The following is a 13,030-nucleotide window of genomic DNA, read 5'->3' on the forward strand; positions in this document are numbered from 1 at the left end:
TTATGCGGCGTTTTTGAGTTCGAGTTCCGTTAATTTCTTCCGTTCCCGAGAAGTCAATTTGAGAATGGTTGGTTCACCCAGCGATTTCTTTTCAGCGTCTTTGGGTCTATGGCGCGCGCGTTTGTCGGTGGTGTTGTTATATCGTTGTACTACTGCGTTGATCAGATCCAGCGTTAGCTGGTTTGGTTGGCTACTCTCATTCAAGTTACGCATGTATTTGCGCAATACTCGTAGCGTGTTTGCCAGACTGCGGTCATTGGGGGTATAGTCTCGATTCTTCTCCTTCTTGTCTTTTTTCTTTTTCTTTTCTTTCGTCGCTGCTGATATTTGGGCTCGCATTGCAAACAGTTCCGCCAATGCCATCGCGTTTAAAGACCACTCGACTTCAACCAATGATCGTTCGGGATTGCGGCAACGAAGTTTTTGTTTGTCGACCGTTTGCTTCAGCCCACGAAACTCGACCTCGATCAACCACCGTTGCTTGTAGAAGTTTGCAATCTGTTCGATGGTTAGTTCGTCCTCATTCAACACACTGGTCAGCATCCACATTTTCGTTTTTCCAACCGTTACGCGAACCAAGCGAAGTCGCAGTGGCGGAACTCCTTTATCCATTTGGTCTTTAGGCCAGCACAGAACCGTTCCATCATCCTGCGTTCTAAAATCCGTGTTTTGACTGAGCAATTTTACATTGCCCCCGACTCGTACTAGGAAGTCATGCCCCGCTTCCACAATCGACTTCCACAATTGAAAACCAACGAAACCTGCATCGCCAGTGAATAGGGTGCCTGTCGGAAATTCCTCTTGCTCAACTATGTCGCGAACGTGGTGACGCTCACTGGAGTTAGAAGGCCCGAACCGCCAGGTCCATGGCAATCGCATAGTCATGTGCCACACCATTGTCATCCAAATTTGCGGTTCTGGCGGTGCAGGCTTTTCGGCTCTCTTGCGTGGCTTGTTCTTCGACGTGGAGTTCTTGTTCTGCCTCTGCGCTTTGTTGTCGTTGTAACGGGCTTTTTTTCCCTTACCGTAGTTAGGCGCACAGAATGCCTCTTCATTTGAAACCGAACGTGGTACCGTCGCTCTAGAACCGTCAAAGCCCATTAGTACCCAGCCATCGGTGCGGTAAAAACGATCTCCCCACAGTTTCGCCAGCAAATGAAGGCGAGCGCGAATGCCAATTCGGAGAACTTCCTGGTTGTTGGTCAATACGTTCATCATCCCAGTGTAAGACCGGGCAATTTTCGTGAGTCCCAAGCCATGACAAGTCTCAATCGACTGGGCAAATGAATCGGTCACATTCTTACACTCTTGCCATGTCCAAATCAAAGCTTGTGCGGCTAACTGTTCTCCCTGCCAAGTGGCATTGCCATGGAACTGGCCTTTGGCAAATAATGCTCCTGAGGGAAGGATGAGCTCCACGAGCTCCTTGAACAATGCACGATTCTTGACCAGCTCGAGTTTGGCCCTACGTTTGATAACTCGTGATCTATTCTTTGCTCGTTGCTTGCGACTCACGGCCAGATTCCTTTCTGACTGATAGGTTTCAGTTAGTGCTTGGGGGAATCTGGCCTTTTTTCATCCTTTGGCAATTTATGGAAGCCCAGTTTTTGCAAGTTAAAATGCTTCACAGCGTTGCGCGCAGCGGGGGAGGTCGCAGACGAGGCGTTTAGCCTTCGTCTGCGGGAGGGGGCACTGTGCCAGGCAAGCCAGCTGCGGTGCGAATCACCTTTAGCGCCCGGACCCCTCCCGAATCTCGCAAAGCCTCGATTCGACCTCCCCAAGGCGAAGCCTTGGAGAGGTGACTGTCACCTCCACCGCGCAGCGGGGAGGTCGCAGACGAGGCGTTCCGCCTTCGTCTGCGGGAGGGGGCACTGTGCCAGGCAAGCCAGCTGCGGTGCGAATCACCTTTAGCGCCCGGACCCCTCCCGAATCTCGCAAAGCCTCGATTCGACCTCCCCAAGGCGAAGCCTTGGAGAGGTGACTGTCACCTCCACCGCGCAGCGGGGAGGTCGCAGACGAGGCGTTTAGCCTTCGTCTGCGGGAGGGGGCACTGTGCCAGGCAAGCCAGCTGCGGTGCGAATTACCTTTACTTCCCAGACCCCTCCCGAATCTCGCAAAGCCTCGATTCGACCTCCCCAAGGCGAAGCCTTGGAGAGGTGACGGCTTAGGAGTGCATCGCACCCAGGATTTGCTTGATTTCTTCGATGCCTTGCTCTTGCAACATTTGGCATAGGGCCTCGATCTGCTCGGGATCGTGCTTGAGTAGTTTGATGGCTTCCAGTCCCATGGCGATCGTCGAAAGCGGTGACCGCAGGTCATGTTCAAGCTGACGCAAGATTTGATCCAGCGACTTTTCCGAGTCTGGCATTCGAGGTAAGTCCAAAGAATTTTTATTTATTGATTGATGCCCTTGGTAAATCCAACCAGGTATGCCAGCGAGGGCATCAGGCAGCAAGGCACAATCGCGGCGATGGGTGCTACGTTGAATGCATAAGCCATTCCGCACGTTAGGGCGAGAACAACTACGGCATATGCAATCGCTTGTGCGATGGGATTCAGTCCATCATACGCAGGACATCGCACACATACCACTGCGAGGGCCGTCAAGACAAACCAGTACAGGCCGGCGAACTGATAGATCATGATCGCCAGCGCACAGCCGGCTGTCAGTAGAAACAAATGTCCTACGCTCAACTGCCAACCGGAACGAGTAAGTTCGTGGGTTGAGTCGAGTAGGAAATCAGGCGTCGACGGTTCTAGCTTGCGCTCAGTTAGCATGCAGGCTTAACGCTGAATGTTTGTGTATAGATCTAAATCTGTTCGCCCACCAATGAGTGCAAAGGCTTGACGGATTTGGCGATGACCTTGTGCAAGTGTAAAGCGATCATGGGCCAATCCAAAACTCTTGCTTCCCAATACATAATAGTGAGGTTCCGGGGTCAAGATGCTATCAGCCCCATCGATGACGTGATTTTCGATCAAACTTGTTTCGGATAGTGGTTGCCAGGCTGGGCGTGCTAACCAGGTACTTTGGCCAACTCGCAGGGCTTGAGTATGATCCCAATTAGGGGTGCGGCCAGTGCTGGCTAAAATGCGGTCGCATACTATGTCGACCGTGTTGTCTTCGCTGGATTGGATGCAGACGTTCAAACCGCTGGCCGATGCGGTCATGCGCTCTATGCCCAGGGCGGGCAAGGTCGCGACACTTGGTAACTGTCCAGCCAGCGCCATGCGAATTTCTTCGCGCTGACAGAGTTCCGCACCCAGGGGGCTAATGGTCGACAAACGCTCGAGCCAATCCGCAGGTTCGTTCTGACCGTAGTCCAATGGCACCAACCAAAAAATGCGTGTCAGCGGAGCTTCGCCGACGAGTTTAATTAGTGAGCTTAAATTCTGTAACGCAGCCAGACTGGTGCCGACCAACAGGATGCGTTGGTCAGCGTAATCGGTGCGCTGCTTGCCCAACATGTCGGGCAAACCGGCATCGATCAAGTGAGTCTGCTCTAACTGGCCGCAGGCCAGGCCACCGCCTGGTCCCAACCAGCGTTCATCACCACTGCCGGTGCAGTCCAGTACGATATCAGCTCGCTCGGTGTACCAACCGCGGTTCTTGGAATGGACGGCCAGGCGGTATTCGATATCGGCGCGATCTTGAATGTCACCTGGCGATTCGCGTCGCGTTTCCACACGCGAGACCGACATGACGCGCGAATGAACTTGCACCGATTCGATCAACAGATCGGTGCGCGCCAGCGGTACCAAATACTGCTCAGCAAACTCCAGACCCGTCAATCGCTCGGCCGGATCCGGTAGAGCTACTTCTGGTCGATGAGCTTCCAAGGCGGCAACGCCGAGCGTTGAAGCCGCCTGGCCAAACGGTTCGTGCATCGTCAAATGAGCCCCCTCGCGCCACGACTGGGCCATTTTGGCTCCTTCGATCAGCAGCACGTAGTATCCCAAGAAGCGGGCATACAGCGCGGCTTCGATTCCAATCACGCCACCTCCCAGTACCGCCACGGTGGCAGGTGTGTCGATTTCCGTTTCCCAATTGAGCTCTGTAGTCATCGAATGTTCCGGCTAAACGTTCATGATTGGTATCCGAAGGGCCCTATTGTGATTGAATTGCCTCGGTTGCGTAAGGCTCCAATCAACTGCTCCCGCATGGTAGAATAGGGGCGTCCCTCGCGTATGCATCCAGTAGCGATCATGCGTAACGTCACAACCTGAGACTGCGAGTTTAACCGTCTGCAGTCGACTGCGGCTGTGAGTGAAGATGAGCCCCTGCGGCTCGCTGGTATTGGCTAATGGAGAACTCAATGAGTACCGAAGCGACAAAGACTGACGTTGGCAGCTATTTCATCTCCAACTATCCACCGTTCTCCCAGTGGAAGAAAGAGTTGCTGCCGGAGGTTGTCGAGGCGATGGCTCGGCCACCGCGGCCCGATGTGCCGCTTGGACTCTATCTGCACATTCCGTTCTGTCGCAAGCGCTGCAAGTTCTGCTATTTCAAAGTCTTCACCGGCGTTAATGCAGAAGACATCGAACGTTATGTGCAAGCCCTTTGTCGCGAAATCGAATTGGTGGCTGCTTTGCCGGTGATGGGTGGTCGTCCGTTTCGTTTTGTGTACTTCGGCGGTGGCACGCCTAGTTTCCTCTCGCCCAAACAATTGACCAGCCTGGCTGATCGACTGCGAGCGAACATCAACTGGGACAAAGCCGAAGAAGTGACCTTTGAATGCGAACCCGGGACGCTCAGCGAAACCAAGGTCATGACCTTGAAGGAAATCGGCGTCACGCGCTTGAGTTTAGGTGTCGAGAATTTTGCGGACTCGATTCTAGAAGAGAACGGCCGCGCTCATTTATCCAAAGAAGTCTATCGAGCTTGGGAATGGATCCAAGCGGCGCAGTTTGATAACGTCAACATCGACCTGATCGCCGGTATGGTGGGCGAGACATGGGATAACTGGAAAGAGAATGTGCGCCTAACGCTCGAACTGTCGCCCGAGAGTATCACCATCTATCAAATGGAATTGCCCTTCAACACCGTTATCTCGCAAGGCATATTGAACGAGCATCAGCAGTCGCCGGTCGCGGATTGGCAAACCAAACGCGACTGGGTGCAATACGCCTTCGAAGCTTTTGCGGCCGCCGGCTATGCGCAGAGCAGCGGTTATACGATGCTGAAGAATCCGAACAAAGTAGGCTTCAGCTATCGCGATAACTTATGGAAAGGCTCCGATCTGCTGGCCACGGGCATCGCCTCCTTTGGCCATGTGTCGGGCGTGCATTATCAGAACTTGCCCGAGTGGTCGCAGTACTTGGGTGAACTGGATAACAATCGCTTGCCGCTGGGCCGCGCCTTTGTGCCCACACAGCATCAAGCTATGATTCGCGAAACGATTCTACTGCTGAAACGAGGTTATCTGGAGATCGATTACTTCCAACAGAAGTTTGGCGTTGATATCTGGGATCACTTCAGCGAAGTCTGGCAGAATTACGTCGAGGAAGGCCTGGTCGTGCCCTACAAGCCCGGCGCGCCGCGCATTGAACTGACCACCGAAGGTCTGCTGCGGGTCGACGGGCTGTTGCCTGCCTTCTTTGAACCAGAACATCAAGGAGTGCGTTACACATGAGCGCCGAACTGGTGTTCATGATGGGCAATTTCGAAGCCAGGTTTCCAACGGATCGACTGTATTCCAAGAACCACATGTGGGCTCAGGCTGTTGGTCCAGACAGCTTTCGTTTGGGGCTGAGCGCCTACGCCGTTCGCTTGTTGCAAGATGTGTACTTTCTGGATCTGACGATCGAACCAGAAATGGAACTGCGCAGCAAACAAGAAATCGGCTCGATCGAAAGCAAGAAGGCGGAGAGCAGTCTGTATACGCCGCTGGCCGGCACCGTAACGGCGATCAATCAACAATTGATCGACGATCCGACGGCCATCAATTTAGACAAGTATGGCGCGGGTTGGCTTTTCGAACTGACAACCAGTGGCACAGAGTTTCTGTCGCCGCCACAATACATCGACCATCTCTCAGCAGCTTGGGAGGTCGCTCAAAGAACCATCAAGGGACAGGTCAATGCCTGATAGACGTGTTACGGTTGTTGTCTCACAAGGGCAAAGTCGCTCACCCGAGAAACGCCAGTTGGAAAACGACATCGCCGAAGCGTGCGCTGCGCTGCCAGGCGTAGATGTGTTGGTCGTGCCGCATCTGTACGATTTGACGCGCGATGGTGAATCCTACAAGCGTTTGCGCTTGATCGCAGGGCCAATCGTCTTGTGTGCGTGGCTGTTCGACCGCGCGGCCCACTGGGTGTTGGATCGCAACGGCGTGCGCGGTCAGCCCGGTGAGAATCTGATGAAGCCTGCAGAAGAGTCCGAAGAAGATGAAGTTGCCAGTGCTGTGGCAGAGTCTGAGGAGAGCGAAGAATCCCAGCGCGTTACGGACGCTCATCCCCGACCCGATCGCAGCATCTACTGCCTCGACCTGCGCGATGCCACGCAGGCATCGGAATTTATGAAAGAGATTCGCCGCATAGTAGAACTAGAATCCTCTAGGAGTTTTCTCGCTGGTCAAGCCCCGGCGGAACTGACGACTCACTTTGAAAACCCTCGCAACAGCACTTATGTTGGCGGTCTGGCCTCTGGTTCGGAACCGGTGATCGCTGCCAGCGTGACTGCGGCCGAACCCACGCTGCTGGGTACTGCCGGTATTATGACGGTCGATGAACATCCAGCACGCCGTTGGTATCCAGTGATCGACTTCAGTCGTTGCACCAACTGCATGGAGTGCATCGACTTCTGCTTGTTTGGTGTCTATGGAGTCGATAACGTCGAAACGATTCTGGTGGAGCAGCCTGACAACTGTCGCAAAGGTTGCCCAGCCTGCAGTCGCGTCTGTCCTCAGAACGCCATTATTTTTCCACAGCACAAGACACCCGCCATCGCCGGCGCTCCGATGGATGCCAGTGGTTTTAAGATTGATCTATCGAAACTGTTTGGTGCCCCCGATGAAGGTGCCGATGCCATCGAAGTCGCCGCCCGTGAACGCGATGAACAACTTATCCTAGCCGGCCGCCATGCAGTGGGTTTGACCGAAGACCTGCAAGCCCGTTTAAGTCAGAACGCTGACCAACCTCGCGATGAACTGGATAAGTTGATCGATCAACTAGATGAGTTGGAGTTGTAGAGCGGCCAGTGTCACCTCTCCAAGGCTTTGCCTTGGGGAGGTCGAATCGAGGCTTTGCGAGATTCGGGAGGGGTCCGGGAAGTGAAGGTGGTTAGTACCGCAGGAGTCTTGCCTGGCGCTATGCCCCCTCCCGCAGACGAAGGCTGAACGCCTCGTCTGCGACCTCCCCCGCTGCGCGGTGGAGGTGACAGTCACCTCTCCATGCGCAGCATGGGGAGGTCGAATCGAGGCTTTGCGAGATTCGGGAGGGGTCCGGGAAGTGAAGGTGGTTAGTACCGCAGGAGTCTTGCTTGGCGCTATGCCCCCTCCCGCAGACGAAGGCTGAACGCCTCGTCTGCGACCTCCCCCGCTGCGCGGTGGAGGTGACAGTCACCTCTCCATGCGCAGCATGGGGAGGTCGAATCGAGGCTTTGCGAGATTCGGGAGGGGTCTTCGGCGGTGAAGGTGGCTAGTACCGCAGGAGTCTTGCCTGGCGCTATGCCCCCTCCCGCAGACGAAGGCTGAACGCCTCGTCTGCGACCTCCCCCGCTGCGCGGTGGAGGTGGCTCTACTTCTTCGAAGCTTCCATTTCGATCATGGTGCCGATGATGTCGTTTAGATTCATCGATAGATCCCAATCGGGATAGTGGTTCTTCAGCTTGCGCAGATCGCTGATGTAGCAGATGTGATCGCCGACGCGATTGGTATCGCTGAGCGTATAGCGGACTCGATAGGGACTCAGCCGTTCGATCAGTTCGATGCACTCCAGTACGCTGGCGGCGTTATCGCGGCCGCCACCAATGTTGTAGACTTCGCCCGGTCGCGGCTTTTTGGCAAAGGCTTCGAAAGCACGAATAACATCTGTGCTTTCGATTTGGTCGCGAACTTGTTTGCCTTTATAACCAAAGATCGTGTAGGGCTTGTCGTGAACGGCTACGTGTACCAGGTAGGACAAGAACCCGTGTAGCTCGACGCCCGAATGCGAAGCACCGGTCAAGCAACCGCCACGGAAGATCCCGACCTTCATATCAAAGTAGCGACCATATTCCTGGGCGATCACATCAGCGGCCGTCTTCGAAGCCCCGAAGAGCGAGTGCGTGGTTTGATCGATTCGGCAAGCTTCACTGATGCCATGCCAATCTTCGGTCCGGGCATATTCCCAGCGGGAATCGAGTTCTTTTAGTGGAACTTCGTTGGGTGCGTCGCCGTATACTTTATTGGTGCTCATGTGACAGAAGACGGCCTCAGGCGCGTACCGTCGAGTCGCTTCTAGCATGTTCATGGTGCCGCCAGCGTTGACGTCAAAGTCGAGATAGGGAATCTCCTTGGCTTTGTCGTGCGACGGCTGGGCGGCGCAGTGAATGATGAGCTCAAATTTATGCTGCTGATATAATGCCGCCACCTGCTCGCGGTCGCAGATATCGATGGCATGATGATTGAAATGACGCGTGTCTTTTAGCAAACGTTCCAGGTTCCAGTGGGTGCTGCCCTGCGGTCCAAAGAAGGTTTGCCGCATGTTGTTATCGATACCCACTACGTCGGCTCCCAGGGCGTCCCAGTGGCGAACCGCAGCCGAACCAATCAAACCACTCGAGCCGGTGACCAGAACCTGCATGAAAGACTCATTGTAAAAATTGTTGCTGCTAGGGGTGCCTTTCGCGGAGCGAAAGGAGACATTGAAGTGCCCATCGCGGAGCGAAAGGGAGGACACTTTTATGCTAATCCATCGATTCCACGCCTAGAATAATAATAAGTGGATTTGTGGCTAGGGCACTTGGGGCCGCGGCTGCAAAATCCCCCCAAGCCGTCGAAACGAAGTCTCGAAATGCCGCCAACTGCTCATAAAGTCAAACGCAAACGCTGGTCGCTGCGGTTGTTGGCGCTGGGACTAGGGTGCTTGCCTGTTGTTTTGATGGAGATTGTGCTGCGTCTGGCCGCCTGGCCGAGTCAACCGCCGGCGATCGATCCCCTCGTGGATCTGCATCACCTGCTGCCGCTATTTTCTCGCAGCCCCGATGGCCAACGAATGTACATCGGACCGGAACGTATGGACCTCTTTCGGCCAGCTAGTTTTGCTGTCGACAAGCCGGCAAATATGTATCGCATTTTTGCTCTGGGCGAATCCACAACCCAGGGCGAACCCTACAGCACTCCCACCGCCTTCCCCGCCTGGCTGGGCATTTATCTGCGTCAGGCCACCGGTCGCGACATTGAAGTCATCAACTGTGGTGGCCTGTCGTATGCCAGCTACCGGATTCGAGCTATTCTCGACGAAGTGCTCGCCTATGAACCGGACTTGATTGTGCTGTACGTTGGTCACAACGAGTTTTTGGAACGACGATCGTACACTGGTTGGCGCGACGTGCCGTTGCCCATTGCTAAGGCCAGTGGCCTAATCAGTTCTCTGAAGATCGCGCAGGCCCTGCGCTACCTGGCGGGTGGCCAGGCAGATCGTGCCACCAAACCCATACCAACTGCAACCACGCTGGCCCGCGAAGTCGATGCACTGCTGGATTATCAAGGCGGCCTGGATGAGTATCATCGCGATGACCCGTGGCGTGAACCCGTGGTTGAACATTTTCGCTTCAATATGGCGCAAATGGTTGAGCGCGCGCAAAGTGCCGGCGTGCCGATCATTCTCATGCGGCCAGTCGTGAACGTGCTCGATTGCCCGCCGATGAAATTTGAATCACGCAGCGATCTCAGCCCGCCCGATCGTCAACGTTTCGAAGCCGCCTGGCAGTCGGCTCAAGACAATGCGCAGCATGTGCCTCAGGCCAAAGAACAATTGCAGATTGCCTATCAGCTCGATCCCGAGCATGCTGGGGTGAACTACTTTCTCGGTCGACTCGCCTACGAAGCAGAGCATTATGCTGAGGCAACCCAATACCTGCGGGCTGCCAAAGACAACGACGTGTGTCCGTTGCGGGCATTGTCATCCATTCAAGATGCAGTCACGGAACTAGCAACGCGTTACGATGTACCGCAGCTCGATGCAGACCAACTGTTCATCGATCGCAGCCCTCATGGACTGGTCGGTCATAAGTGGTTAGTCGATCATGTGCACCCGACCATCGAAGGTCATCAATTGTTGGGTGCGGAGCTGTGCCAACGGATCTTGCAACAACAGTGGCTACCCATGGCCGATCCCAATTGGCAGACCACCAGTCAGACACCTGTTCTAGCTCATCTGAAATCATTAGGTGAAGACTACTTTCAGCGCGGCAAGCAGCGGCTAGAAGGACTGATGCTTTGGACACAAGGACGCGCCAAGAAGGTCAGGCCCTAAGCAGTCACCTCTCCAAGGCTTCGCCTTGGGGAGGTCGAATCGAGGCTTTGCGAGATTCGGGAGGGGTCTGGGGGAGTAGAGGTGGTTAGTACCGCAGGAGTCTTGCGTAGCGCTATGCCCCCTCCCGCAGACATCGGCTGAACGCCTCGTCTGCGACCTCCCCCGCTGCGCGGTGGAGGTGACAGTCACCTCTTCAAGGCTTCGCCTTGGGGAGGTCGAATCGAGGCTTTGCGAGATTCGGGAGGGGTCTGGGAAGTGCAGGTGGTTAGTACCGCAGGAGTCTTGCGTAGCGCTATGCCCCCTCCCGCAGACGAAGGCTGAACGCCTCGTCTGCGACCTCCCCCGCTGCGCGGTGGAGGTGACGGCTGATCCTGCCAATATCACTTGCCCCGTGACTATGTCCGGACTGCATAACGGTGTTTGGCTCAGCAGGAGCATTCGCCCTCCCGGACGAGCGGTCGCTGCGTGGGAGAGGTGACTAGGAGGCCAGGTTGCGTGAGACGTCGGTGCGATAGGCGGCCATGGCTGGAATCAAGCCAGCGATGGTGGCCAGCACGATCAAACCAGGAATGACCATCAACTCAACAGACGTGACCGAGGTCAGCAAGCCCAGTTGAATGCCGGTGCGATACTCAACCATGGGACTGCAAGCCATGCCGATCAAGTGAGCAGCGATCCAGCCTACGCCACCACCGATGATGGCAATCAAGAGCGACTCGATCAACACCACCGCCATCACTACATCACGCCGCGCGCCCAACGCGCGCATGACAGCGATGTCGCGGCGGCGTTCGTTCATCGAATTGTAAATGCTAACCAGAATGCTAATGGCACTTACCAGGCAAACGACCGCGGTCAGGGCCAAGAGCGCGGAGTTGATGGGCTTTACAAATTGCGTGAGCATCGTTTCGATCTCGCGAATCGGAGAAGCGGCTACGGCCCGCAAACTTTTGTTGATGTTCGTTTCCATCATCATCGCTGCCATGCCACTGGATGGCTTGACTAGCACTGCCGTCAAGTCGCGTTTTTCCAGAGGCAAGCGTCCCAGTTTGGCTTCTTCCGGATCGGCCTCGACCATCGTTCGCGTTTGACTGGCAATCTCGCGAGGTTCAATCGCCCGCGCGTGGCCCTCCATCAAATAAAAGCCTTCGAGGTTAATAAAGGCCGCGCGATCGTTGGGTGTACCTGTGCTCTTGAGAATGCCGACGACTTTGAATCCTTGGCCGTGCCCCTCGCCCTCCGGATCGCCATGCGTAGTCTTGATTTCATCGCCCAGTTTGACATGCATCTCGGCCGCCACATGGGCTCCGATGACCGCTTCGTAAAAGCCGTTCTCAGGTGAGTGATCTACGAAGTTGCGCCCTTGGGCGAATTCGTATTCCATATCGGAGCCTTCGCCGTAGCGCAAGTTCTCGAAGAAGGCGGGCTTGGTACCCACCACTCGAAATGGTCCGAAGTAGTCGCCCAAGCATACGGGCACGGCGAAGCCACCCTTCATATAACCATCGCCATAGATACTCGGCCGATCAGGTTCGGCGATCATGCCACCGATGCGTTTCATCTCGGCCTTGCGCTCTTCGGTTGGCAGCAGATCGAGGTACTCGTCATAGGGCAGCACTTCGATGGGACGACTGAGATAATAAACCGTGTTAAGCGTCAACTGCAGCGGGCTGCCCTTGGCGCCTACGATCAAGTTGTAGCCGACGTTGCTATTGCGACTGAAGGACGTTTGAATGATCCAGCCGATGCTCAATACCAGAACAACCAGGCAGACTCCCAAAGCCATACTGAACATCGTCAGGAAGGTGGCCAGGCCACGCTGTTGCATGTTGCGCCAGGCAATTAGGAATAGGCTCATGCTGGGTCTTTAGGGTGGGAGCTTAGGAAAGTGGGCTCAGGAAACTGGGCTCAAGACTTTGTTGATCGCTTCGAGTCGTTCAACTCTCTGGAATTGATCGGCCACTTGCATCGAATGCGTAACCATTAGCAAAGCTACGTTTTCTTCTTGGCAGTTTTGTCGAATCAAGTCGATGATCATCTGTTGATTTTGAGGATCGATGTTGGCAGTCGGCTCGTCGGCCAAAAGTAATTTAGGTCGATTGGCCAAAGCTCTGGCGACGGCGACGCGCTGCTGTTGGCCGACGGACAGCTGGGCAGGCTTGTGGCCCAATCGATCACCCAGTCCAACACGTTCCAGGAGCATTTTGGCTCGCTGCAGATCATGTCGACCACTGAAGGTCATGCCCAAACGCACGTTTTCCAACGCAGTGAAGCCGGGCAATAGATTGAACGTTTGAAAGACATAACCGATTCGCGCCGCTCGCACTCGATCGCGACCTGATTCGCTCAGTTTGGTAAGTTCGATGTTGTCTAGCTTGATTACGCCCGAGGTGGGTTGCATGATCCCGGCGATACAGTGCAAGAGCGTGGTCTTGCCGCCGCCGCTTTCGCCCAAGAGGACGACTTGTTCACCGGCGCCGATTAGAAAATGTTCCACCTGCAGCACGGTCAGTTGCGTGCCATCGGGCATGCGAAAACTCTTGACGAGGTTGGTCAGTTCCAGCATCCGTTG

The 13,030-nt window shown here is 55.1% G+C and carries 11 protein-coding genes; 4 read left to right on the forward strand and 7 right to left on the reverse strand.

The annotated features are described in order from the left end of the window. From SH573x_RS06660 to SH573x_RS06675, 4 genes are all read right to left on the reverse strand, one after another. Positions 1–1,419 (reverse strand): transposase, encoded by a 1,419-nt coding sequence (locus tag SH573x_RS06660; protein ID WP_479349103.1) that lies wholly within the window; start codon positions 1,417–1,419, stop codon positions 1–3. A gap of 745 nt (positions 1,420–2,164) precedes the next feature. After that, on the reverse strand, positions 2,165–2,368 hold the full coding sequence (locus tag SH573x_RS06665; RefSeq protein ID WP_479353548.1) for a hypothetical protein: 204 nt from the start codon (positions 2,366–2,368) through the stop codon (positions 2,165–2,167). 26 nt (positions 2,369–2,394) lie between these two features. Continuing rightward, positions 2,395–2,778: a hypothetical protein gene (locus SH573x_RS06670; RefSeq protein WP_479353549.1), complete on the reverse strand. Its 384-nt coding sequence runs from the start codon at positions 2,776–2,778 to the stop codon at positions 2,395–2,397. A 6-nt stretch (positions 2,779–2,784) separates the two neighbouring features. Continuing rightward, complete coding sequence (locus SH573x_RS06675; RefSeq protein WP_479353550.1) at positions 2,785–4,065, reverse strand: hypothetical protein; 1,281 nt, start codon at positions 4,063–4,065, stop codon at positions 2,785–2,787. A gap of 251 nt (positions 4,066–4,316) precedes the next feature. Between SH573x_RS06675 and SH573x_RS06680 the strand changes: the two genes are divergently transcribed. From SH573x_RS06680 to SH573x_RS06690, 3 genes are read left to right on the forward strand one after another with little or no spacing between them, the layout of a single operon-like run. Next, positions 4,317–5,633: a coproporphyrinogen-III oxidase family protein gene (locus SH573x_RS06680; protein WP_479353551.1), complete on the forward strand. Its 1,317-nt coding sequence runs from the start codon at positions 4,317–4,319 to the stop codon at positions 5,631–5,633. Continuing rightward, positions 5,630–6,088: a glycine cleavage system protein H gene (locus SH573x_RS06685; RefSeq protein ID WP_479353552.1), complete on the forward strand. Its 459-nt coding sequence runs from the start codon at positions 5,630–5,632 to the stop codon at positions 6,086–6,088. The genes SH573x_RS06680 and SH573x_RS06685 overlap by 4 nt, the downstream gene beginning before the upstream one ends. After that, positions 6,081–7,190: an ATP-binding protein gene (locus tag SH573x_RS06690; RefSeq protein WP_479353553.1), complete on the forward strand. Its 1,110-nt coding sequence runs from the start codon at positions 6,081–6,083 to the stop codon at positions 7,188–7,190. The genes SH573x_RS06685 and SH573x_RS06690 overlap by 8 nt, the downstream gene beginning before the upstream one ends. A gap of 547 nt (positions 7,191–7,737) precedes the next feature. On the opposite strand, the gene SH573x_RS06695 is transcribed toward SH573x_RS06690, so the two are convergent. Then, positions 7,738–8,784 carry an NAD-dependent epimerase/dehydratase family protein gene (locus tag SH573x_RS06695; RefSeq protein WP_479353554.1) on the reverse strand — a complete coding sequence of 349 codons (1,047 nt, stop codon included), beginning with the start codon at positions 8,782–8,784 and terminating at the stop codon, positions 7,738–7,740. Positions 8,785–8,994: 210 nt separating this feature from the next. On the opposite strand from SH573x_RS06695, the gene SH573x_RS06700 reads away from it, so the two are divergent. Then, positions 8,995–10,458 carry an SGNH/GDSL hydrolase family protein gene (locus SH573x_RS06700; protein WP_479353555.1) on the forward strand — a complete coding sequence of 488 codons (1,464 nt, stop codon included), beginning with the start codon at positions 8,995–8,997 and terminating at the stop codon, positions 10,456–10,458. 478 nt (positions 10,459–10,936) lie between these two features. Here the strand turns inward: SH573x_RS06700 and SH573x_RS06705 are convergent, their stop codons facing one another. Then, positions 10,937–12,316, reverse strand: coding sequence for an ABC transporter permease (locus SH573x_RS06705; protein ID WP_479353556.1), 1,380 nt, complete (start codon positions 12,314–12,316; stop codon positions 10,937–10,939). 36 nt (positions 12,317–12,352) lie between these two features. Continuing rightward, positions 12,353–13,024: an ABC transporter ATP-binding protein gene (locus SH573x_RS06710; protein ID WP_479356662.1), complete on the reverse strand. Its 672-nt coding sequence runs from the start codon at positions 13,022–13,024 to the stop codon at positions 12,353–12,355. Positions 13,025–13,030: the final 6 nt, after the last annotated feature.

The organism is Rania fehmarnensis, from assembly GCF_056494185.1.